Below are 22,728 nucleotides of genomic sequence, written 5' to 3'. Positions count from 1 at the left end.
TGAGGCGCGTGGTGTTGAACGCGACGTGTTTACGGGAACCGCTGGTAAGGCTGAAGGCGAGGACAAGACTGCGCATTTCTGCATCGCGGCGACCGCGACCAGTCCCCTCGAATTACGCTGACAAGGCCTGGGCGCTATCGGTGGCGAAATCGAGCAGCCGTTGCGCCAGAAGCACCGCCGTCGCCGCATCGACCGCAGACGCATCCGCTCCAACCCGTTTGACGAGCTCAGGATGCTCAAGGAACACTGGCCCCCCAACCATGATCCCAATGGCTGGGTTGCAGGATGCTTCGCGCACGGAACCGATTGCAGTCGCAAGCTGATCGAGGCGCGTCCCGTCGCTGAGCGTCAGGCCGACGACATCGAACCATTCGTTCGCTACCAAAGTGGCGATCTCCTCGGAGCTGGATGAAAGCCCGATCGACACCGTCCAACCTGCCCTGCGCAGGAACTGCTCGACGATCCGTACGCCGAACGTGTGCTGCTCCCCTGGCGCCCCCATCAAGAGTGCGCGACGTTCGCCGTCGAGTGAGAGTGCTGCCCCGTCGACCCGGAACCGAGCCACGAGGCGCTGAAGCCGAGCGACGCCGGTCGTTACCTCAAGAAAATCGCACAGATCTTCGTCCCACATCCGGCCCAGGAGAGCCGCGGAGGGCGCAAGGAGGTCGAGGAACAAGCGGTCGACCGGGTAGCCTTCCGTGACCAGCGCCGAGAAAGCCTCCACGACGGGCTGTTCATCCTGCGCGAGCGCCAGATCGGTGAAGGCAGCGACCTGCGCCACGTCCGGCTTGTACGCCGGTTTCGTGATCTCGGACACGAAACCACGATGGAGCAGCACCAGCTGGGGGATGATCTCGGCCTGGATGACCTGACCCAGTAGGAGGCAACGTTCCCGGGCAGCCTCGGCGGCGCGTTTGCGCGCATAGATTTGACGAGCCTGGGCCGCACGTTCGGGCTCCTGCGAGGCGCTCTCGCCCCACGGGCCTTCAGGCGTAGCGAGGTTCTGCATCTGCCCCCTCCCGGTGCTACTGCGTCACGGACCTTGCCGGCCTCTCGATCGCAGGCGGGCATCAAAGCTGGCGACGGGCACAATGTAAAGCTTGGCAGTTCGTGTTATTCGCCCGCTTAAAATCCGCGTGGTCGTTCAAGTCGGGATTGATCCGGCTACGTGACTTCCGGCTATGAAACGCGAGTACGCCAGCCTGTTGGGGGTTCGACTCTCTTCGCCGTGTATATGCTATCGTTGATCTGTGATGGTTGGCTGCATCATACGAGCAGGTATTGTGGATATAGCGCTTTGAAGTTTGCCGGTGTTTTTGGGCGCCGGTTTCGTGACGGGTAATCCGGCTCGATCCAGTCGCGGCGTACGTCCAGAGCGTGCGACCCTTACGTGCGCTGCGCCGCCGGGGGCGAGCGATCTGCGGGTCTTAACACCACCGGCCCCATTTATTGGAGGATACGCTCATGCATGCGGGCAAAGCAGTTGTGGTGGTCGGGATCGGACCGGGGCTCGGCCTCGCGATCGCTCGCCGCTTCGCCCGCGAAGGCTTTTGCGTGGTTGGGCTGGCTCGCACTCTGGACAGAGTATCCGCCGAGGAGCGGATCGAGGTTCGTCAAACCGACGCCGTGGCTCTTGCCGACCTCGACGCAGCCTTGTGTTCCATCGAGGCCGATCGCGGACCGATCGAGGTCCTGATCTACAACGCCTACAGGGTCAGCATCGGATCGCCGGGCACACCGACACCGAGTGATGTTGCGGCCGACCTGCAGGTGAACGTGGTCGGAGCCTACGCGGCAGCTCGAACGGTGCACGGTCTAATGGCACCCCGCGGCCACGGCAGTATCTTTCTGACGGGCGCCGGTCTCGCCATCGATCCCCGGCCTTGGCCGAGTGCTTTCTCCCTATCTGCTGGGAAAGCCGCCCTGCGTAATCTCGCCTACTCGATGTCGGAGGCTTTCAAGGTCGATGGTATCGCCGTTGCGACCGTCACGATTGCAGGCCGTATGCAGGAGGGCACGCCCTTTGCCCCCGACCGGATCGCAGACGTGTTCTGGCAGTTATATCTGCAGGGAGTGAGCATCAGTCCCGAGGTGATGTTCACCGGGAGCTGACCCGCAGCAAGCCCTTCGGAATGTGATTAGGAGTGGCCGTTATCAAACGGCGCTGATCTAGATGATGCCGAATTTCGATGATCCTTTGGCGCGCGAGTTCGTCGATGGCCTCGTGCGATCCGCCATCGCCCGGAGGGTCGATCCGGTCGCTCGGCTTCAGCAGTTTCGCACGCTGCAGCAGGCGGTGATTGTGATGTCGCGGGATCCTGGCTTGGCTCAAACCGCCGAGCAGATCGTCCATGCGATCGACCGCATTCTGGAGGAACTAGCGGCGGTCATCGAAGAGTAATTTCGTGGATGAGCACCAATCATGTTTGGACCGGACCTGACAGGCGGTGGCGCGCTCACCGGCGCCCGCCATCAGCTCCCGGCTTCAAAGACCGCTCGATGGCCTCCATCGCGCTCTCATGAGCCTTCGCTTCGCTGCGGTGCGCGCGATCGGAGCGCTCAATGAGTTTGCCGCTTCGGCGGATCGTCCATTGGAAATGCCCTTCCGGCTTGGGAAGCGGCGACACTTCGATGGAGTAGGGATGGGGAACAGCGTCGGGCATAGATGGGCTATGCCAGCACCGTTCTGACGATGCGAGTCATATGCACGGACCTCCGTGGCTGTTCCTGCGGCGAGCCGGCGGCGATAGCGCTGGCGTGGCACTTCAGCAGGCCATAGCGACGCCCGATCCAGCCATCTGTGAAGCGAGGATCAAGGGCACCTGGCGCTCGATCGGCCTCGCTGACGCCAAGAGCATCCACGCGATGGCACGAAACGCTGCCTGTCGTGTCTTGGAGCGGTGGTGCTCACAGGCTCATATGCCGAAAGCGGTCGCCAGAAGTTCACGCACTGCAAGGCACACACCGGGTGTCCGCTGGATCCGAAATGGTACTCCGGCACGCCATCGCGGCACCCGCAGGCGATTTGTTGATGCCGGCTCTGTCATCACCGTCTTCACCGAGAGCATCGTCGTAGGCGTCCAGAAGCCAGGCGAGCAGATTGGTGCCCACATCGTCGCCGAGATCGCCTATAGGCCTGCCCAACGGCTTCTGGGAATGGGGTACCCGCGCCTCGGCGAGCAGCTTGCAAGCTAGCTGATCTAGCGCGTCGCCGGGCAGCACCTGCTCTCGATCGACAGGCATGGCTGCACCCCTTGCTGGCGTACCAGTCAGCTCGGCCCCGCCGCCCGATCCGATCACGGGCTGGCGGGGGAGGTCGACAATCTCACTGGCGAGAGCCAATACGCAACGTGGCTCGTGATGCAGGATGCCAGGGACCGGTTAGCCGAAGCGCTACGGCGAGGGGCGGCTTCGATCCCGGAATGGGAAGGATCAGGCCCTCTTCAGGTTAGTGGTGCTCTCCTTGCCCCCGCGCTGGTTGCCCTTGACGTCCCGCATTGCCCTGCGCCGGTTAATCGCCATGGCACTTAGCTGAGGCTCCCAACGGAACTCGGCGAGCAGCTCGCCCTGGGGACTGAAGATGCCTTGCCAGCCGAACTTGCCGACGGTGATCGTCACACGTGACCGGCCTTCGTCGCGGCCATATCCTCGATCAAGACGGCTATCGATGCCATCCAGAGCGGCCTGCCTTCGCAGTGCCCATTCCGTCATACCGAGCCGTCGAGCGAGTTCCGAGGGTTTGGTCAGCCAGCCACCCTGTTTGTCGAGATCGAGACGCACGCGATAGCCCTCCGCATCCGTGGAGGTCCGTGCAAACAGCAGTCCATACGCATGTAGGGGCAGATTCCCCTGCCTTGCGCACTACCTCTCCCTCTCGTTGTTTAGACAGCAGGGCGGGACGATGCTGTTCTCGACGTGCCGAACCTGCGGCAGACAGATCAGCCGGTCTGCTAGGATTTGCACGCATTGCGGTGCTCTGACCGGAGCAAGCAGGCAGTCCAGTCATGAGCCAACCGCCGGGGTGTCCAGCTTCATCGCCGCGGTAGCGGTCGGCCTCATCGCGCTCGTGCTTGTTTGGTGGACCGGGCTACTCCCGTAGCGTCAGCTTGGACGAGCCTCAACGGCCGGCTGCAAGACGATCCCGAATGGGAGAAATCAGCGGCGCCGAGGTGAGGATCGTTTGAGAGACGTTAGTGCGCCCAGTCTCCACGCCAGTTCATGGAAGCCTCCTCAGCCTGGCCGATCTGAAGCGCTTCACCTTCTGTCGCATAGGACTCTGGCGCATGAATCTTGTGCGCGTTGTCTGAAGAGAGAAGCAGCCACCGGAAACGGTCCGGGTGGAGCGAACACGCGCGTGTCGTTACGCTGTAGGTGGGGCTTGAGGCTGTGTGCATATAGACGTCTTCGCATGCGCATCAGCCAGGGCCAAGGTCTTCGCGACCTCGCGCACTGTGCTGCCGACGACTATGCCCTTGAAGGGCACATCGTAACCGCCTGCAACGAGGCGGTGCAGGATGTAGGGCATTGAGGCTTTCACCAGAGTGGAAGGCATAGAAGGACCGCTTGGCTGATAGCGCCTCTGCCACAATGAGGCGGGCCTCAGGATCTGCTCGCGCTTACCTCAGAGCGGCAACTTCGCTGCCGGCGATAAGCCCGGAGGCCAATACGATGATGGGCGTTATCGAAGCCCGCATCCCCGAGCACCCTCACCGCAAGGACCGCCAAGACAAACACGGCCAGCGCCGCGGCGAGCAGGGATGAATTCACTTTAGGTCATCCATCGCTTTCGGGCGCTTAAAGCCAAATTAAAATATGAAGAATTCGTCCAGATCTATTGTACAGTAACCCGCCGCTTAAACAGCCAGCCGTTGTTTGGAGGAGTCATGGGGACGATCATGTGCTCAACGTGGATGATTTTCCTCCAGGAGCCAAAATCATCGAAACCATCTCCGACGCTAAATGTTTCAAATGGCTTCTCTGGCAGGGGAAACTTAGAATTTTCCTTCCTGTCTGATCCATAATCACAAGGTCATACAGATAGATAACATCGTTTTTAGCAAATTGAGATGGTTCTCTCATTAGTTCGCCCCTCAGGCTCATCGCGATGCCGAACGTAGCCTTTGCGATAAGCCAGTCCGTCACAGCCCGTCCCAGAGCCAAATCGCACCCATCATCGCCAAGCCGCCGCTCACCAGGTAGCGGTGAAAGCGGTCGTATAGATAGACGGGCATCGTTGGTGGCCGATCAGTACCGGGCCGACATCGCGGCGGCGGGCGTCGGCGACGGTCATCACGGCTTTGATCTCGATCTCGACGAGCTGTTGGCGCCCGGCATGAGCCACACTGTCGAGGTGCGGCGCTCAGCGGACGGCAAGATGGTGTGCGCGATGGCAGTGGTTGCAGCCGGCGCATGGAAGCCGTTGCTGGCTGCGTGAGCGGCCGGTGGCGCTGCGCGGAAGTATCGACGTCTTGACTCGCCGGCGGATCGTCGGCCGGGCCTGGGATCCGGACGCTCCGGACGTGCCCGTGATCGCGCTCATTGGGATCATGGGACGCTTGCTGGGTCGATGCCAGGTCGATCTGTTTCGCGAGGGCTTGGCGACCGAAGGCTTCGGGACGGGGGCCGGTGCGGGTTCGCGCTGGAGGTGCCTACAGGCGCCCGGGGCAGGGCTACGAAATCATCGTTCGCCGTGAGGGCGACGGCGCCCACCTGCCGGGCTCGCCCTACGTGCTGGAGCCGGCGATCCAGTTCGTGCGAGACCGGCAGTCCCTTAAGACATCGGCTGAACCAGTTCTCAGTCGAGCGCGGCCATTGCGATTGGACCGCTGCTCTCATCGATTTGATAAGACAAGGCGATGTGAGAGCCACGATCGATCAGTTGCATCTGACCGGCCAGCATCAGCAGGGCGAAGGCACCCCATAGGGCAACAAATAAGAGCGGAGGGCCTTCGTCCGACATGGGGGTTGCTCCTCTGCAGCGGGCATAAGGTCGCCGCGTGGCTGGTCGTGAAGACAAGCTGATTAGTCGTTGGCCGCCTCACCCGGTATCTCAAATCGGACAGCTTCTCTGGCAGGCTTTGCCGCGGTCGGTGAGATGCCACCCGGGCAGCCGATTTGCTGGCGCTCCAGCGGCGTCGGCGCCAGCGCACAAGCGAGCTCCGGCAGATCTGCGAGGTCGTCTGCTCGAGACGCGCTGACCATGTTGATCAGCAGGACGGATACCAAAAAGAAACGCATCGGAAGTTCTCTCGCGAAGCCCCGGAGGGATAGTTATCCAGTCTCGAAGAGAGCTGCGTCATCCGTTCGGAGGACGGGAGCCCGCGGGTGCGGCATCCGCCGTCAGCTCGCCACCTACGAGGCGATTAGCGCATTGTTGGGCTGCTCCGAGCCATTGCATTTCACCTAGAAGCGGGCACGATTGGGTAGCCGCTACGAGGTTGGGAATGACGACTGATCAATCCGTCGCGGCTCAGGCAATGGCTGACAAAATTGAGCGTCTCATGGCCTTGGCACCGGACGCCCACAGCTTCACGATGAAGGGCACCCGCGAGGAATTGAGCCTGATCCTGGATGCCCTTCGAACCGTTTCGGTTGAGGAAAGCGAGCAAGCTGCTCGGCTTGATAGTCTCCTCATTGCATCCCACGACGCGATCCGCGGGCCGCATAGCGCGATGCCGGAGAGTGGACTCGAATTTTACGATCAGCGGATGGCGGAAGAGCAGGAAGAGACTGGTGGCTGACCTGCGTTGGATCCTCAATCGCAGTCAAGGCTGGGTCGATTACGTGAACGAGGATGGCGTCCTACTCGGATCCATAAGTTCGCTTCAACAAGCTGGAGTCAGAGCCTGTACATATCATTCAAGCCCCGGATGGCCGCTGCTGTACGACAACTACAGGCATCTCCCGACTGAGGAGGCTGCACGAGCCTGGATCGAGCATCAGATCGAGACACGTGCATCTGCAGAAACAGAGCAGCTTAGCATCACGCCCGGGTCGGCTGAGCCGCCATAACAACCCCGGCGATAGCGGTTCCGAACGCCTTCTCCTGCGGACCGAAACCGGTCCAGTGAGATGTGTGGAAATGGTTGTTTGCCGCTCAGAAGCCGAGAAGCGGACCACCTGAAACCCACTCGTCCCCGTTGTAGGTCTCTGCTCGTCGGGCGTTTGACCGAGGGGGGCGCTTAAAACGGCAGGATGCGGGTAGGCCACAAGGATCCCCCCAGGAGACGCTGGCCCGGGCATCGGTGTATGCATTGACACGGCTCAGCCTGCGGACCTTATGGAAAGACCTTCAGGATCCATCCCGTGACCATAGAGACCCCGAGCCCGGCTGCATGGACCGCGGATCACCTGCGGCTTGCTGTGGACGCGGCGGGAGTGGCCCTCTGGTCTTGGAACGTCGATGACGACTCTTTCACGATGGACACGCGCGGATATGGCCTGTGGGGCGCCCCCGTCGACCGGACGGTGACCTTCGAGGACCTTTCGGCGTTCATCCATCCCGCGGACCGCGATCGCGTCCGGGCTGCCTTTTCGGCGACGCGCGCCCTGATGGGAACCTACGAGATCGACTTCCGCATCATGCATGGAAAGGACGTTCGCTGGATCTCGGCGCGGGGCCAAGGCGAGGATTACAACATCGTCGGGCGGACAATGTTCGGCATCTTCCTCGATGTGACCGGGCGCAAGCAAGCCGAGGAAGGGCATGAACTGCTCGCTGGCGAGATGAGCCATCGGGTCAAGAACCTGCTCGCCATCGCCAACGGCCTGACCGCCATCACCTCGCGGTCGACGACTACGTCGGTAGACATGGCCCGCGAGCTCACCCAACGCCTAACTGCCCTGGACCGGGCCCACGACCTCGTCCGTCCGCTTCCCGGCAGCGAGGGCAAGGCCGCGCTCCTTGGCGATCTAATCGCGATCCTGCTGGCGCCCTACGACGACATGAGTGCCTTCAGCGGGCGCATCAGGGTTTCTGTCCCACGGATGGGCGTCGGCGAGACCGCGGCGACAACCCTAGCCCTCGTCGTGCATGAGCTCGCGACCAACTCCCTCAAGTACGGCGCGCTCTCGGTTCCGACCGGAACCATTGACGTGTCCTGCACCTCACAGAGCGAGGTCGTGGTCCTGGCATGGACAGAGAGGGGAGGACCCGCCGTCACCGCACCGTCCGGGCCGGGCGGATACGGGAGCAGGCTTCTCGAACGGACAATGACGCGGCAACTCAATGGATCGATCGAACGAGAATGGAACGAGGCCGGGGTCATTGTGATTCTCACGATGAACAAGGCTTACCTAGTGTCGTAAGCCTCCAGGCGAACCTGCACATGCACGGCCTCACGCCACCTTCCGAGGGGTTTGCTCCCTTATGTAGGCGAGTGCCTGCTCCGGCGTCATCGGCCTACCGAACAGGAAGCCCTGGACCTCCGTGCATCCCGTCTGGGTCACGAGGGCGAGCTGATCCTCCGTCTCGACCCCCTCGGCGGTGATCGCGGTCCCGAGACGCTCGCCGATGCTGACCACGGCACGAACGATGGCCTGCGCGTCGGGGTCGTCAATCTCGCGTACGAACGACCGGTCGATCTTGATCTTATCAAACGGGAATCGCCGAAGGTAACTCAGGCTGGAATACCCCGTCCCGAAATCGTCCAGCGCAATGCGCACTCCGATGGACCTCAGCCTGTGCAGGCAGGCGATGACCGCGTCCCCGTCCTGGATCATCAGGCTCTCGGTGATCTCCAGTTCGAGCCTATCGGCCGCGAGACCGGAGACCGCAAGGGCATTCGCGACGGCCGCTTCGAGGCCGGGCTGCTGGAACTGAACCGCCGAGACGTTGACGGCGATGCGCGCCTGGATCGGCCACGACGCGGCGAAGCGACAGGCCTCCTCCAGGGCCCAGGCTCCGAGGGGGACCACCAGCCCGGTTTCCTCGGCAATTGGGATGAACTCGGCCGGCGAGACCATTCCGCGGGTCGGGTGCGGCCAACGCATCAGGGCCTCGAAACCCCGGACCTGACCGTCCGTCAGCGCGACGACGGGTTGGTAATGCAGCCGAAACTCCTGCTTGCGATGGGCTAGGTGCATTTCGAACTCAAGCTTGTTCCGGTTCTCCAGGGCCTCGTCCATTCCCTTGGTGTAGACCTGGAAGCTGTTCCGTCCGGCAGCCTTGGCCCGGTATAGGGCCAGGTCGGCGTGGCGATGCAGGAGATCCACCTCCAGCCCGTGTTCCGGTGCGACCGCGATCCCGACGCTTGCGCCGATGGTCACGACCTGGCTGCCGAGCTGGATGGGTTGGCCGATGGCTTCGATGACGCACTGAGCGAACGCCTTTCCGGCCTCAAGCCCGGTCCCCGGCAGAACGATCGCGAACTCGTCCCCCCCGAGGCGAGCGATGACGCCGTTATTCACAACCGAGACCTTCAAACGGTCGGCGACGACCTGCAGGAGCCCGTCCCCGGCATGGTGTCCGAGGGTGTCGTTGACGGTCTTAAAGCGGTCGAGGTCGAGGCAGAGCAACGTCGCCTGGCCGTTTCCTTCGACGAGATCGGTTAGGCATCTTTCGAGGGTCGCGTGAAAGACCATACGATTGGGCAGGCCGGTGAGGTTGTCGTGGCTCGCGACGTGAGCGATGCGCGCCTCGGAGACCTTACGATCCGTGATGTCGATCTGGAGGCCGACGCAGCGGGCGGGCTCGCCGGCCCCGTCGTCGAGCATGCGTCCGAAGGACTGCATCCATCGCGGCTCGGCCGAGACGGCAGGGTTGGCGATGCGGAACTCGCAGCTGTACGAGGACCGGCCCGCGATGGCACGCTTCACCTCGTGCCAGACCCCGGGGAGGTCGTCGGGATGGACCTGCTCCTTCCAATCGGCCAGCGAGATCTCCATCGCGTCCTGGCCGTCCGGTAACGAAAGGTTGTGCATGCGGGCGCTCATCGGGGAGAGCCGGACGACGTCGTCGCGCATGTCCCACTCCCAGATGCCCGCCTCGGCCGCCTCCTGGGCGAGACGCAGCAGGTCTCCGGTCGCTTTCAACGCGTTCTGTGCCGCGATGATGTGGTCGATATCGAGCGCCGTACCGAGCCACTCGGTCACCTCCCCGTTGCGTTGGAGCGGCATCATGACGATTCGGTGCCAGCGGTAGTCCCCGTCATGCCGCCTGAGGCGACCTTCGAGTTCGAAAGCCTGCTTGCCCGCGACCGCGGCCTCCCAGGCGCTCGACATGCGGTCGACGTCGCCCGGATGGTTGCGGCTGTGGGCGCGCGGTTGCGAGCCGTCGGTCTCGCCGTAGTAGGTGCGGAAGCTCGCGTTCCTGTAGGCGGTGACGCGGTCCTCGGGCGAGACGGTCCAGACCATCTGCGGGAGGGCATCGGCAAGCGAGGCGTAGCGGGTTCGGGCGTCGCGCAACGCATCATCGGTATCCGCCAGCGCCGCCGCCACGCGGCGATGCTCGATCCGATCCTGGTAGACCAGCAGGTTCGCGGTCACGACCTCGGCCAGGTCGCGAAGTTGGAGCGCCTGCTCGGTCGAGAAACGTCGCGGCTTGGTGTCGATGATGCAGAGCGATCCGACTCGGATGCCCGACCTCAGGACCAACGGTGCGCCGGCATAGAAGCGGATGCCCGGCTCCCCCGTGACCAGGGGGTTCGAACTGAACCGGGCATCCTCCTGGGCATCCTCAACGACGAGGACCTCGTCGGCCTGGATGGTGTGGTTGCAGAACGCAACGTCCCGGGACGTCGCATCGTGGCTCAGCCCGCAGCGTGCCTTGAACCATTGGCGGTCCTCGTCGAGGAGCGAGACCAGCACGATCGGCGTTCCGAACAGAACCTGGGCTGTTCGACAGATCGCGTCGAACTGTGGCTCCGGGGCGGTATCAAGGATGTTCAGGTCGCGCAGGGCGGCAAGGCGCTCGGTTTCGTTGGCGGGGCGCAACAAGGCTATGCTCTCGGCGTGAACTCCAGGATCGGGCGATCCGCGATATTCTGACGAAACGCAACCGCAATCAGTAGTTACGGCGAGTTAAGCGATCATTAATACTGCCGAATTCGTCGCTGAATGTCTTACGGAGAGAACGGGCCGTCCTCGCGAGGCAGCCTGTGCAGGGGCGGCGTCTTGAACGGTCGCTTCCCGGCGGACGATCGCGGCGACGTGCCCACCTCACGCCCGGGTCGTTCGTGGCGTCATCGTCATGCGAACAGGGCGTCGTTTCGATTGCGCCAGGCCTCGTCGGAGAGCCACTTATAATCCTAATCCGGCATGAGCGGGATGCTTTTAAGCTTGGAATCCGGGACGGGGAGGAAAAAGCTATCCTGCTCCCGCGACACCTTGAGGGAATGGATCGGCACGACGATGCTGTCCTTGCCGGGGGTGAAGAAGCCACCTGAGGCAACGATGGCGTAGTCCCGGCGGTCCTTACTCCCGAAGGTGACGTTCCTGACCTCGCCGACGATCCTGTCGTCGGAGTTGCGAACCTCCGCGCCGACGATCTGATCCGCCCTCAACCCGAGCACGAATTCGTCGACATCGACGAGCGGCATGGCGCCTTTTTGGTCGCGCCGCCCTTCCGTCGCCCCTCGACGAACCTTCGGGTCCCGTGCCGCCATCTGCTCCTCGGCCGTATCTTCGTTGTTGTCGCCTAGGCCGGTAATGGCAGGTCCCGCGATCAGTTCGCGGATGTTGCCCATTAGGCGCTCGCAGTCCGCATGGCGCCCGTAGGACCACAGGGTGAACGCCGCATCCCGCAGGCTTTGAAGATCCTTTACGGTCTGCCGATTGGCGGGCCCGCAAAGGTCGGGCTGTTGCAGTATGGTCTCCTCAAGCTTGGCATCCGCAATGTGACACTCGGCAAGTGCAGCGTAGCCCCCAAGCGTAAAGAGACGAGTAGCGGCGAGCGCATATCTAAGCTCGTCCATCAACGATCCCAGCAATATTTTTCACAGAACAATTGGCATGTAACTTCTATTTGTCACGTCATAGAAAGCTATTAAACGAAAAGACACTTCGCGTAGCACTTCGGTATTTGACCGTGCGGACATGTAGACCTGTGAAATTATCTTCGATTTCATTTATATCGCCGGCGTCCATACTCTCTGGTTGATCGGCCATGCAAGTTTTGAGCAAACCTTGCCTGCCCTTCGCAGGATACGCCGGCGCCAACTTCTGGACGGAGACGCTTTTTCCGCTGATGGGATCCCATACGACCACGATTTACCTCGCTACCGTCAATCGAGCAAAGCCCCAGTACGGTCGATGTTAATGTATAAAACCGCTATATGTTCCGCGTGTGTTTCGCAAATACGGGTTTTTATTTTTGAATTTGATGTTTTTTGGTCCAGAATTAGATTCCGGTTATTGCCTTTGGCGAATGAGAGTGGTACATCAATTATATAGTTGGTCACTGGTTCTGGACGTCGACGCCTGAGAGTTCGATGTGCTCCCGCCTAATCCACGCGGGAACGACATGGTGCTGAGTATCTTCGACATGCCCGACGAGCGCGTGACCATCGTCCAGGAGTTGGTCGAGCGCCTCGGCCCGTCTGCCCTGCGTGGAGATGTCCGACGCTCTCTCATGCTGACCTTCAGGGCCCCGCCCATCGTGGCCGAAACCTCCATCGCCGTGCGGGAGTCCTCCGGTCCCTGCGTGCCGACGGCGAGGGGACTTGCCTACCTTCGAGAGGCGTCCAGACCCACGAACGAAGAGGCGTGGCCCTTGCTGCCCTTCGGTTCAGATTTATCGGTAAGCGAGATTCAGGTTGTACCTCCCCTTCCCGCATCGACGGGAGCACCGGCTTGAAGGGATCCAAGGGGGCGGCCCCCTGGGTGGGAGGCTGCCACAAACCCAAGGTCATCGCGTTCGTTGAATATCCGGCCCATAAGGAGCCTTCACCGGCTTCGGTCTCGGCCGCCAGTGGCTGAGAGCAGAGAGCGCTCCCGTCCCGATCACGCGGAGCATGTCTGTGTCTGATGCCAAGCCTTTGGCTATCCTCATTGCGGAGGCTGACCAACTCGTCCGTATGGTCACCGCAGACATGCTGACGGATTTCGGTTGCCAGGCCATCGTGGTCGGCACCGTTGCCGAAGCGCTGGCGGTGCTTCAAGGACCAACCGCCGTACGCATGCTGATAACAGGGCGCGGCATAGTGGGCGACGGTGTCGCCCTCGCCCACATCGTCCACCAAAGTTGGCCTGATATCGGCATCATCGTCACTTCGGGAGCCGGGGTAGATCTTCAGCCCGACTTGCCGCCAGGTACACGCCTGCTCAGCAAGCCGTATGCCTTTGCAGACCTCATCCAAGAGGTGGAAGCTGGCCTTGTTCAGGTGCATAAGGAGCTCTCACCTGCTCCCATGCTGCTGAGCGGAGTACCGCCTAACAGGGGAGTTGATCTAGGCAACGGCATGGGGGGCACTGCCACTCCGTCAACCGAGCCGGACAAGACGTAAACCCTGCATACACGTCGGCCAATCTGGATTGCTCGCCTCATCGAGGCCGCCAAAGTTCGCCGAGGTAGGCCCTATCGGGGCTAGCTTTGTTTGCCCGCTATCGAGCACGGTGCGGCACGATCATACGGCTGCTCTGGGTCGTGATCGGGTCCGACGGCGGTGCCTGCTTCTGCCAACTTTCGCTTGGAAGCGGATCGTCACAACTCTACCCCAACCAGTCATTCCAAGCCGCATGCATGCCCGGCACGCCTCACGAAGGTGGCACCTGCACAGAGCGCATAACTTAGCGGTGTCAGATATCTGATCGTTTTCCCGACGAGTAGTCTCAACCGTCAGGTGCCCCACCAGACGGGCTCATGTTTTGTCGGATAAATATGTCGGGCTTTCAAGCGCCGAAAAAAATGGTCGGTCAAGCATGCATGTCGGCTTCAGGTCACGGTTTGCCATAAAGCGGACGGGCCGCTTTCGGCCACATCCAGCCCCGACAGTGGGCGCGCCTGAATGGCTGGGATGAGTGGATTTCCGCCCGCCCGCTCCCGAATTGGAAATGGTGGAAGCGGACGCGCTTGAGGCGTTGGTTCGCAACCTAGGGCCTGGACTCGATCAGCACCAGAACGCGATGACGGCGGCGAGAGCGACAGCTGAGGCGTAGTTACGGGCGAGCTTGTCGTATCGTGTGGCGATGCGGCGGAAATCTTTGAGGCGGTTGAAGGTCGCCTCGATGCGCCAGCGTTCGCGGTAGCGGCGCTTGTCGTGGCGGATCCTCTTCTTCCGACCGCGCTTGCCCGGGATGATCGGCGTGATGCCCTTTGCGCGCAGGTCAGCGCGCAGCCAATCGGCGTCGTAACCCTTGTCGGCGGCCAAGCGGTGGATCCGGCCGGGCGCGTCGGCCAGCACGGCTGGAGCTGTGGTGACATCGCTGGCGTTGCCGGGCGTCAGCAGGAGGACGCCGGGCCGGCCGAGGACGTCGGTGAGGGCGTGGATCTTGGTCGTCTGGCCGCCGCGCGACGGGCCGATGGCTTGCGCACGCGCCCCCCTTTACCGCCGTGGGCCGAACGGTGCGCCCGCACGTAGGTGCTGTCGATGGCCGTCGCCTCGCCCGACCATCCGGCTTGGGCCATCGCCGCCAGCATGGCCTTCCAGAAGCCGCGCCGTGACCACCTGTTGAAGCGGTTGTAGACGGTGGTACGTGGGCCATACGCGGCCGGGCAGTCGCGCCAGCGGCAGCCAGAGGTGAGTACGTGCAGGATGCCGGAGATGATCTGCCGGTCGTCCTTGCGCGCCGGTCCGGGTTGATCCTTCGGCATGAACGGTTCGATCACCGCCCACTGCGCATCCGAGAGCCAGAACAGCTCCGCCATCGTCGCCTCCGTGCTGCACGCGGCGGCCCTGAATCACGGAAGCGCAAAGCTCGCAAGAGCTTGGTGCGGTTCACACCCTAAGCAGAAGGCTTCATCCGAAGTTTGAGCCAACATCCCAGCAAGCTCGGAAATAAGTATATATTAAAATTCAATTGCCGGTATAATTCCGCCATTGAGGATGGAGGAGCATCTGGTAAATCACTATACCATTTGAAATCAGGAAGGGCGGTATCTTGTGCCCAAACCACCGGAACACATAGGACAACAATCAAGACCAGCATCCATAGCGGAACACGGCCAAATATTGCAGCTGACATGCACGCAACACAGCTCGCCAGAATAATTGCACCTGAGAAATGAACGATAAGAGTAATTACTCCGGCTATTGCACTCATTATTGGAAGAACTGTGAGGGCGTGTGCGATGGAACGATGTGGATTTGTTTTAATGATATCAGTTATCAATATTTTATACATGCCCCATACAACAAACGTCAGTACGAAGAGGAATGATCCGAATAGTAGAAATGTCGCTGCAGCTTTTGCCGGGCTTGTTTGTTGTTGCATGTGACAGGTTCCTAGTCAGCGCATTCGCGCGGACCCTGCCTTAAGCGGTGCTCTGTTTCTACCCCGAGCCGAAGTTGCCGGAGGGCTGATGAACGGCTGCTTTGGGTCGTTAGGAGGCCGTCCGCTTTTCTGGCAGATCTCTTTCAAAGCAGCCATTCTGCTTTCGGCCACCGCCGGGCGGCTGCTTCCCGCCCATTCTGGTCATTCAAGAAGCTTCGGTCCCTTCCCGATAACACGCGTTCAGCGTGGCGGCTGCGTCGTCGGCTGGATCGGACCTCACGGATACTTCAGCCGGCCGACCCCGGCGCTTAGACCGAAGTGAATGGCCAAAGAGAGCGGGCCGCCAACGGTGAGCCAGTCGCCGCCATCCACGCGCCAATTCTAGAAATCGTCGCCAGGTTCGACCGTGAAGCCGTACGTCATCACGGCTCGCCCGGCCTGGAATTAAAACTGCTCACTTTCCCGCTGGCGCAGTGACCCAATTTTGCTCATCTCGGTGGCCGAGGCTACTGCTCGGTGCTGCTCATTGCTCCCGCGATTTGCATCGCCACCCGATCCGCGGCTGCGAGCAGTACCGCGTCGAGGTGGTGGATGTACCGCGAGGTGACGCCGTGCCCGGCGTGGCCCAGCATCGCGCCGATCGTGGAGTCGCTGTAGCCCAGATCGCCCGCTGTCGAGGCGAACGAATGCCGAAGAGTGTGCGCAGAAACGCCCTCCAGCTTGGCGCGTCCCACGATGCGCTCCAGGGCGTCGTCGAGGCTGGCGAAAGGCCCCTGCCCTCCCCGCGCCGTCGGCAGCACATATGTTGAGTCGGGGGTCCGCTCGATGCCGTCCAGGATTAGCAGCACGGCCCTGCTGATCGGCCGGACCGAGGCGCCCTCTTTCGTATCTTCGAGCCGAAGGCATGGCTCGGCTTGATCGATTTCAGACCAGCGCAGTTTCACGATTTCGCTCAACCGGCAGCCGGTGAGCGCCAGCAGGCGGACACCGGCCACGGCCTGCCAGCGCTCCGCCCTGCCCTCCTCTGCCTCGATTAGCGCTTGGCCGAGCGCGGCGTACTCCGCTGGGGTCAGGCGGCGCTTCCGCTTCTTGTCCGCCGGCCGTTTCACGCCGATGGCCGGGTTCACGGTGATGATGCGCTCGCTGACCGCGTAGCTCAGTATTCCACCCAGGAGCCCCACGGTGCGTGCCGCGGTGCCTGGGCCGCCCTCGACAACCGCCTTGCCCCGGAAGCCCGTCTTAACCACGCCGGCGGTCTTGCCGGCCTGCACGTCGCGGACGAAGCGCTGAACGTCCGGCGCGGTCAGGTCGGCGACCAAGCGGCGTCCCAGCAGCGGCTTGATGTGCCGCTCGATCCGGCCGCGATCGACGTAGAGGGTCGAGGCTTTCTTAGCCTGGCCGCCCTTCCCCATGATCAGGCCCTTGTCGGCCGCCACGAGGTAGGCATCGCACAGCTCGGCGACTGTCATCGAGCGGCGGCGGGTCGCGCGCTCTTCTGCCGGATCCTCGCCCTTGGCGACCTGGCCCAACAGACCCTTCGCCTCGCGCCGGGCCTCCTCGGTCGTCAGGGTACCGTGCAGCCCGATCGTCACGCGCCGGGACCGCCCCCCGGTGCGGTACTGGACGAGGTAGCTGCGCCGTCCGGACGCGAACACGCGTACCCCGAAGCCCGGGAGTTCGTCGCACCAGAAGAAGTAGTCCCGGCCCCGCGGCTCGGCCGCGTCCACCGTGCGTTTGGTGATTTTCGCCATGCCACCGTCCGAGCTTGCGGAAGCGCTGCGGAAGCACGCGGAAGCAATCGGCGTCAATCCCGGTAAACCTCGGGGAAACGAGAAATCGAGACAAACCGCCGATGCGCGAATGGTTTAGGAATGATGGGCAATCTCGGGCAAACACGGGTAAAAGTTGGAGGTTAATCCTCCGAAGGCAAAGGTCACACGTTCGAATCGTGTCGGGTGCGCCAATTTTCCAATATAAATCAATGACTTGGCTGAGGGGTGGTTAGCCCCTCAGGACCTTTTGGCGTCCGGTGTGCCAAAGGTGTGACAAAGTGATCGTGCCGACGCGGGGCACCGGGGGGGCGTTTTAGCCCCGACTCGCTTGCGAAACTTGACACCTGCAATCGGCCAGCGGCTTCGCGCAGCCTGGAATACCGCTTGGCTAAGCGTAGCTGTTCGAGCGGCGATCGAAATTCGCCCTCTACGTTTTCGGAGCCACCGCTGAAAAAACGCCACTCCACGACGCGATCGGGGCATGGGGCCGGAGGTGGCGGCCGACACGCGTGGTGCGGGGCGTGCGGTTTTCTTGAAGCTGGCCGTCGCCTCTAAGAACCACGGCCAGTCGTAACGTACGCTCAAATCTGGTTCGCGAGCAGATTGCTCCAGAGATCGTCAGCGGCCCGATTGCGCCTCTCACGCGACCGGAACAAGCGGATCTCGATCGCGATGTCGAAGTCGTCCGATCCGGCACGGATCAAGCGCCCCCGCGACAATTCATCCTCCGCCAGCGTGCGCGGCAACCACGCGACGCCTTGTCCCTGTCGGGCCATCGTCATCAGAGTCGCGGCCAGATGTGAGGTGATCACCGTCTCCATGTCGGCGGTCTGGCGTCTCCCGGCTGGGTGGGCCGCCAGGATGCGCCCGAGGCCCGACGCTTGACTGTAGGCGAGGTGGCGGATCGGCTTGGTGTCCCGTCCCGGCATCGGCCACAGGGGAGATCCATCCGCGCCGGGCGCGCAGAGGGGGATCAGCACATCCCGGCCCACTTGGAGACTCGGGTAGCGATCGGGATCTAAGCGCATCGGCGCGTCAGCGTGGTAGTGGCACAGCAGAAAGTGCGCCTCGCCGCTGAGCATGATTTGTTCGCAGGCTTGCAGGCTGTCGGAGCTTAAGCTCAGCCCGCCGAGCGCTTCGAACGACATGTGACGGCGTATCCAGCCGGGAAAGAACGTGAACGAGATCGCGTGGGTGGCTGCGATCGACAGATCTGTCGTCTCCTGATCGCCCGCTGCGCGCGCCCCACGTCGCGCCTGCTCCAGGTCGCGCGCGAGGTCCGCCGCGAGGGGCTGGAAATAGGAACCTGCCGGTGTGAGTGCCGCGCCTTGGCCCCCGCGCAGGAATAAAGGCGTACCGACCCAGTCCTCCAGCGCCCGAATTCGGCGGCTGAAAGCCGGTTGCGTAACGTTCCGGGCCTCCGCCGCGCGCGAGAAATTCTTCTGCTCGGCCAGGACCAGGAAGTCCTTGAGCCAGTCGAGGTCCATGCCAATGCCGTCCGCGCATAGCGTGATCCGAACATGGCATTGGCCGACTCGCGGTGTCCAGCCGTATGCCGCCTCCAAGCTCCCGAACGAGGAGCCGACCGCTCTGTGGTCCAGCGCGTGAATATCGGGAGGATTATTGCGATGAAAGAATGGCTCAGCCGCCTTTACATTCAGGTCTTCATCGCAATTATTCTGGGCGGTCTGATCGGTTTCTTCCTCCCCGATGTCGGTGTCACCCTGCAACCGCTCGCGGACGGCTTCATCAAGCTGATCAAGATGCTGCTTGCGCCGGTCATTTTCGGCACGATCGTCGTTGGCATCGCCAAGATGGGCAATCTCAAGGAGGTTGGCCGGATCGGCGTGCGAGCACTGATCTACTTCGAGGTCGTCTCGACGTTGGCTCTCGTGATCGGCCTCATCGTCGTCAACGTAATGCAGCCCGGCGTCGGCATGAACATCGACGCCTCGCATCTGAACGGTAGTTCGATAGCGGGGTACGCCAAGGCGGCCGAGGCTCAGCCCGGCCTCGTCGGCTTTCTGATGGACATCATCCCGACCACGATGGTGGACGCCTTCGCGAAGGGCGCCATGCTCCAGATCATCCTACTCTCGGTGCTGTTCGGCCTTGCTTTCATCCAGGCCGGTGAGCGCGGCAAGGCGGCGGTCGCCGTCATCGACAGCGTCCTCGACGGACTGTTCCGTATCGTCGCGATGGTCATGCGTCTTGCCCCGATCGGTGCTGGTGCGGGCGTCGCCTTCACCATCAGCAAATACGGTCTCAGCACGGTATGGTCGCTCGCCTACCTGATGTTGGCCGTGTACGTCACCTCGGCCATGTTCATCGCCGTGGTGATCGGCTCCGTCTGTCGCTGGACCGGCTTTTCGCTCGTCAAGGTACTTGGCTACTTCAAGGACGAGATACTGATAACCTTCGGGACTTGCTCGACCGAGGCCGTCATGCCCCGGATGATGGCCAAGCTGGAGCGCCTAGGCTGCGAGAAGTCCGTCGTCGGGCTGGTGCTGCCCACTGGTTACACCTTTAACGCGGACGGCACTTGCATCTATCTGACCATGGCGGCTATCTTCGTCGCCCAGGCGACTAACACCCCCCTCGGCATCGGCGACCAACTCGTGGTCCTCGGGGTGCTGCTCCTGACCTCGAAGGGGTCGGCGGGTGTGGCTGGTGCGGGCTTCGTGACACTCGCGGCGACGCTATCGAGCATCCACACCGTCCCTGTCGCCGGTCTCGTCCTTCTGCTTGGCGTCGATCGCTTCATGAATGAGGCGCGTGCGGTCACCAACCTAATCGGCAACGCCGTGGCGACGATCGCCGTTGCGAAGTGGGAGGGCGCCTTCGATCTCACCAAGGCCGAGAACGCTTACCGCAACCGGGCAGCCGTCGCCGCCGGAGACATCATCCTCAAGACGGAAGCCGAGCGCGCTGTGCCCGCTTCTAGGGGCGCCGTAGGCGCGCACTGACGCCGACCATCGGCACCGTTACGGGCGAACCACCCCCTACCCTCTCCAACCCACTCAACACAGGAGAACGACCATGCGCATCGTTGACGTTTGCGAAATCACCAAGCCGATCTCGTCGCCCATCCGCAACGCCTACATCGACTTCACGAAGATGACCGCCAGCCTCGTTGCGGTGGTCACCGATGTGGAGCGTGATGGCCGCCGGGTCGTGGGCTACGGCTTCAACTCCAACGGCCGCTATGGTCAGGGCGGCCTGATCCGCGAGCGGTTCAAGGGCCGCCTCTTGGAGGCCGACCCCAAGGGCGTTCTGAATGAGGCGGGCGACAACCTCTGCCCCCACAAGCTCTGGGCGGCGATGATGACCAACGAGAAGCCCGGCGGTCATGGGGAGCGCTCGGTGGCTGTCGGCACCCTCGACATGGCGATCTGGGATGCCACGGCCAAGATCGCGGGCAAGCCGCTGTTCCGGATGCTCGCCGAGCAGAAGGGCGTCGAGGCGAATCCGCGCGTCTTCGTCTACGCGGCGGGTGGGTACTACTACCCCGGCAAGGACTACAGCGCCCTGCGCAAGGAGATGCGCGGGTATCTCGACCGCGGCTACAGCGTGGTCAAAATGAAGATTGGCGGTGCGCCGATTGAGGAGGATCAGCACCGGATCGAAGAAGTTCTCAAGGAGATCGGCTCGCAAGCGCAGCTTGCGGTGGACGTAAACGGCCGCTTCGACCTGGAGACCGGCATCGCCTACGCGAAGATGCTGCGGCAGTATCCGCTGTTCTGGTACGAGGAGATCGGAGACCCGCTCGATTATGCGCTCCAGGCCGCCATCTCCGAGTTCTATCCCGGACCGATGGCGACCGGCGAAAACCTGTTCTCGCACCAAGACGCACGCAACCTTCTGCGCTACGGCGGCATGCGGCCGGACCGGGACTACCTCCAGTTCGACTGCGCCTTGTCCTACGGCTTGGTCGAGTATCTGCGCACCTTGGAAGTTCTTGCGCAGTTCGGCTGGTCGCCCTCGCGCTGTATCCCGCACGGTGGGCACCAGATGTCACTCAACATCGCCGCCGGGCTGGGGCTCGGCGGCAACGAGAGTTACCCAGACCTGTTCCAGCCCTACGGCGGGTTCCCGGACGGTGTGAAGGTCGAGAACGGGCACATCGTCATGCCGGAGCTTCCAGGCATCGGTTTTGAGGGGAAATCGGATCTGATCAAGGTGATGCGCGAACTGGCTGAGTGAGGGATGTAAGGCCGGGTTGGATCAAGCGACCTCGCCCGGCCCTTCGATGCGCCTTGTTGGGCGGCCATCTTTGCAATGAAGCGCCCGCACCATGAGCGCCACCGCTCAGTGCCTCGACCCGGTAGGTTGAGAGACCTCCGCCTCGAACGCGAGCGCCCGATCGAACAGCGGGGCCGTGCGGTACTCGCGCACATAGCGCCACGCGAAGGATCCCGGCTCACCGACCCTGCGCGTCTCCAGCAGGCCGAACCATGTCAACGGCCGCAGAATCCGGCCCTCGAAAGCGAAGGCGAGGAAGTCGGGTGCCGTCTCTTCCGCTGCCGCATCAAGCACGGTGCAGACCGGCAGCAGATCCCCGACGCTGCTCCATTCACGTGCCGCCGCCGACAGACACCAGAGCACGAGGCCAACGTGATCCTGCGGCCAGCCATTGATCGGCACGCGGTCCAGCGAGCCGAGGTCGAGCCGCCAGAACACCAGCGCGAACAACCGCCGGAAGAGTTCGACGCTCCGGTCCTCCAACGCGAGATCCTGCCCGACCTTGGTGGCGAGCAGTTTGCGCTCACGGCGGCGGAAGATTTTGGCCGCCTGTGCGATCAGGCGGGTGGTCTCGATCGGCATCACGTCGGCCTCGTTGAGGACCTTGTTGACGGCCAGCACTTCAGTCTTGTCGTAGTCTGGCCAGACGAGATTATCGAACAAGGCGCGTGTGTCGGCGCGCGATAGGGCACGTTTGGCAGTCAGCGTCAGCCCGCTGTTCGCCTGCGCGTGGGCGATCATCAAGCGCAGCGTCGCCAGCAACGGCATCTCGGCAGCGCTGATCGCGTCGAGATTCGGCCCCAACCGAATTGCAGGAGGTGGGCCGCCGTCAGGCCGCGCGAGCAGTCCCGCAACACCGGACCGCGTGAGAAGCGACCACGCGGGCAGAGGCTCGATTTTCATCATCGGCCAGCTTCTGTCACCGCGCCCCACCACAGACAAGATTCCGTCAACCACAAGTCGATATTGCGGGCGAAGGCGCATGCCGGTCGGCCGTCGTCTCACGACAGGGCTCAGCCCTTAATCGTTCTTGCAATCAGGGTTCGTGAAGCGTGCCAACGGTCGCGTAGCGAACCCGCATCAGGATTATCGCCCGTGAACTTCACTGTCATCGCCCGCACACAGTCGAGCGAGACTATCTTCCACCACGCCTCACTCCTGAATGCGATCTCTCAGGGCATGAGCCTGAGCGCCTCAGGCAAGGCCGATGTGCGGATTGCAGATGGGGACGGCCTTTCGAGGACACCTGCGGAACTGTTCCGGCGCATGTTCGGCGGAAACAGCGTCGAGAGAGCTTGCGACCCTGTGACCTCGTCTATTGCTGAACCTATCGCCGCGTAGAACG

General features: G+C 62.4%; 22 protein-coding genes and 1 tRNA gene. 10 read left to right on the top strand and 13 right to left on the bottom strand.

Going from position 1 to position 22,728, the window contains the following annotated elements; translation table 11 throughout:
• Positions 1-112: 112 nt before the first annotated feature.
• Positions 113-1,009 (bottom strand): cobalamin B12-binding domain-containing protein, encoded by an 897-nt coding sequence (locus tag ACYQPG_RS16210; protein WP_461231244.1) that lies wholly within the window; start codon positions 1,007-1,009, stop codon positions 113-115.
• A gap of 455 nt (positions 1,010-1,464) precedes the next feature.
• Between ACYQPG_RS16210 and ACYQPG_RS16205 the strand changes: the two genes are divergently transcribed.
• Both ACYQPG_RS16205 and ACYQPG_RS16200 read left to right on the top strand, forming a co-directional pair.
• On the top strand, positions 1,465-2,112 hold the full coding sequence (locus ACYQPG_RS16205) for an SDR family NAD(P)-dependent oxidoreductase (RefSeq protein ID WP_461231243.1): 648 nt from the start codon (positions 1,465-1,467) through the stop codon (positions 2,110-2,112).
• 64 nt (positions 2,113-2,176) lie between these two features.
• Positions 2,177-2,401, top strand: coding sequence for a hypothetical protein (locus ACYQPG_RS16200; protein ID WP_461231242.1), 225 nt, complete (start codon positions 2,177-2,179; stop codon positions 2,399-2,401).
• Positions 2,402-2,456: 55 nt separating this feature from the next.
• Here ACYQPG_RS16200 and ACYQPG_RS16195 read toward each other — a convergent pair whose 3' ends face one another.
• The 3 genes from ACYQPG_RS16195 to ACYQPG_RS16185 form a co-directional block, all read right to left on the bottom strand.
• Complete coding sequence (locus ACYQPG_RS16195) at positions 2,457-2,663, bottom strand: hypothetical protein (RefSeq protein ID WP_461231241.1); 207 nt, start codon at positions 2,661-2,663, stop codon at positions 2,457-2,459.
• A gap of 280 nt (positions 2,664-2,943) precedes the next feature.
• Positions 2,944-3,243 carry a hypothetical protein gene (locus tag ACYQPG_RS16190; protein WP_461231240.1) on the bottom strand — a complete coding sequence of 100 codons (300 nt, stop codon included), beginning with the start codon at positions 3,241-3,243 and terminating at the stop codon, positions 2,944-2,946.
• Between the two features lie 189 nt (positions 3,244-3,432).
• Positions 3,433-3,780, bottom strand: a complete 348-nt coding sequence (locus tag ACYQPG_RS16185; RefSeq protein WP_461231239.1) for a DUF6522 family protein — start codon at positions 3,778-3,780, stop codon at positions 3,433-3,435.
• 1,456 nt (positions 3,781-5,236) lie between these two features.
• On the opposite strand from ACYQPG_RS16185, the gene ACYQPG_RS16180 reads away from it, so the two are divergent.
• On the top strand, positions 5,237-5,434 hold the full coding sequence (locus ACYQPG_RS16180) for a hypothetical protein (protein WP_461231238.1): 198 nt from the start codon (positions 5,237-5,239) through the stop codon (positions 5,432-5,434).
• Between the two features lie 360 nt (positions 5,435-5,794).
• Here ACYQPG_RS16180 and ACYQPG_RS16175 read toward each other — a convergent pair whose 3' ends face one another.
• Both ACYQPG_RS16175 and ACYQPG_RS16170 read right to left on the bottom strand, forming a co-directional pair.
• A complete protein-coding gene (locus ACYQPG_RS16175) occupies positions 5,795-5,959 on the bottom strand; it encodes a hypothetical protein (RefSeq protein WP_461231237.1) in 165 nt (54 codons plus the stop codon).
• Positions 5,960-6,021: 62 nt separating this feature from the next.
• Complete coding sequence (locus ACYQPG_RS16170) at positions 6,022-6,237, bottom strand: hypothetical protein (protein ID WP_461231236.1); 216 nt, start codon at positions 6,235-6,237, stop codon at positions 6,022-6,024.
• A 206-nt stretch (positions 6,238-6,443) separates the two neighbouring features.
• Here ACYQPG_RS16170 and ACYQPG_RS16165 point away from each other — a divergent pair, with 206 nt between their 5' ends.
• Positions 6,444-6,740 carry a hypothetical protein gene (locus ACYQPG_RS16165; protein ID WP_461231235.1) on the top strand — a complete coding sequence of 99 codons (297 nt, stop codon included), beginning with the start codon at positions 6,444-6,446 and terminating at the stop codon, positions 6,738-6,740.
• A 565-nt stretch (positions 6,741-7,305) separates the two neighbouring features.
• The gene (locus ACYQPG_RS16160) at positions 7,306-8,307 is read left to right on the top strand and encodes a sensor histidine kinase (RefSeq protein WP_461231234.1); all 1,002 of its coding nucleotides are present in this window, start codon (positions 7,306-7,308) and stop codon (positions 8,305-8,307) included.
• Positions 8,308-8,337: 30 nt separating this feature from the next.
• Here the strand turns inward: ACYQPG_RS16160 and ACYQPG_RS16155 are convergent, their stop codons facing one another.
• Both ACYQPG_RS16155 and ACYQPG_RS16150 read right to left on the bottom strand, forming a co-directional pair.
• The gene (locus tag ACYQPG_RS16155; RefSeq protein ID WP_461231233.1) at positions 8,338-10,935 is read right to left on the bottom strand and encodes a sensor domain-containing phosphodiesterase; all 2,598 of its coding nucleotides are present in this window, start codon (positions 10,933-10,935) and stop codon (positions 8,338-8,340) included.
• Positions 10,936-11,246: 311 nt separating this feature from the next.
• Complete coding sequence (locus ACYQPG_RS16150; protein ID WP_461231232.1) at positions 11,247-11,912, bottom strand: PRC-barrel domain-containing protein; 666 nt, start codon at positions 11,910-11,912, stop codon at positions 11,247-11,249.
• Positions 11,913-12,956: 1,044 nt separating this feature from the next.
• Between ACYQPG_RS16150 and ACYQPG_RS16145 the strand changes: the two genes are divergently transcribed.
• Positions 12,957-13,442: a response regulator gene (locus ACYQPG_RS16145; protein ID WP_461231231.1), complete on the top strand. Its 486-nt coding sequence runs from the start codon at positions 12,957-12,959 to the stop codon at positions 13,440-13,442.
• A gap of 603 nt (positions 13,443-14,045) precedes the next feature.
• On the opposite strand, the gene ACYQPG_RS16140 is transcribed toward ACYQPG_RS16145, so the two are convergent.
• From ACYQPG_RS16140 to ACYQPG_RS16130, 3 genes are all read right to left on the bottom strand, one after another.
• Positions 14,046-14,803, bottom strand: a protein-coding gene (locus tag ACYQPG_RS16140) for an IS5 family transposase (protein ID WP_461231230.1) whose coding sequence is annotated in 2 segments (ribosomal slippage) — positions 14,046-14,473 and positions 14,473-14,803 — 759 coding nt in all. Because the reading frame shifts where the segments join, the coding sequence is not laid out codon by codon here.
• 77 nt (positions 14,804-14,880) lie between these two features.
• Positions 14,881-15,369: a hypothetical protein gene (locus ACYQPG_RS16135; protein ID WP_461231229.1), complete on the bottom strand. Its 489-nt coding sequence runs from the start codon at positions 15,367-15,369 to the stop codon at positions 14,881-14,883.
• Between the two features lie 506 nt (positions 15,370-15,875).
• On the bottom strand, positions 15,876-17,120 hold the full coding sequence (locus ACYQPG_RS16130) for a tyrosine-type recombinase/integrase (protein WP_461231228.1): 1,245 nt from the start codon (positions 17,118-17,120) through the stop codon (positions 15,876-15,878).
• Between the two features lie 137 nt (positions 17,121-17,257).
• On the opposite strand from ACYQPG_RS16130, the gene ACYQPG_RS16125 reads away from it, so the two are divergent.
• Positions 17,258-17,332 (top strand) — tRNA-Ser (locus ACYQPG_RS16125).
• Between the two features lie 390 nt (positions 17,333-17,722).
• Here ACYQPG_RS16125 and ACYQPG_RS16120 read toward each other — a convergent pair.
• A complete protein-coding gene (locus ACYQPG_RS16120) occupies positions 17,723-18,628 on the bottom strand; it encodes a LysR family transcriptional regulator (protein WP_147939583.1) in 906 nt (301 codons plus the stop codon).
• A 141-nt stretch (positions 18,629-18,769) separates the two neighbouring features.
• On the opposite strand from ACYQPG_RS16120, the gene dctA reads away from it, so the two are divergent.
• Both dctA and ACYQPG_RS16110 read left to right on the top strand, forming a co-directional pair.
• Positions 18,770-20,107, top strand: coding sequence for a C4-dicarboxylate transporter DctA (dctA, locus tag ACYQPG_RS16115; RefSeq protein ID WP_147939584.1), 1,338 nt, complete (start codon positions 18,770-18,772; stop codon positions 20,105-20,107).
• 73 nt (positions 20,108-20,180) lie between these two features.
• Positions 20,181-21,344: a mandelate racemase/muconate lactonizing enzyme family protein gene (locus ACYQPG_RS16110; RefSeq protein WP_147939585.1), complete on the top strand. Its 1,164-nt coding sequence runs from the start codon at positions 20,181-20,183 to the stop codon at positions 21,342-21,344.
• A 105-nt stretch (positions 21,345-21,449) separates the two neighbouring features.
• Here ACYQPG_RS16110 and ACYQPG_RS16105 read toward each other — a convergent pair whose 3' ends face one another.
• Positions 21,450-22,289, bottom strand: a complete 840-nt coding sequence (locus ACYQPG_RS16105; RefSeq protein WP_419828312.1) for a hypothetical protein — start codon at positions 22,287-22,289, stop codon at positions 21,450-21,452.
• A 189-nt stretch (positions 22,290-22,478) separates the two neighbouring features.
• Between ACYQPG_RS16105 and ACYQPG_RS16100 the strand changes: the two genes are divergently transcribed.
• A complete protein-coding gene (locus ACYQPG_RS16100) occupies positions 22,479-22,724 on the top strand; it encodes a hypothetical protein (protein ID WP_246692726.1) in 246 nt (81 codons plus the stop codon).
• The last annotated feature ends 4 nt before the right edge of the window (positions 22,725-22,728 follow it).

Source organism: Methylobacterium sp. CM6246, assembly GCF_054818005.1.
This window is presented reverse-complemented; position numbering and strand designations above follow the sequence as displayed.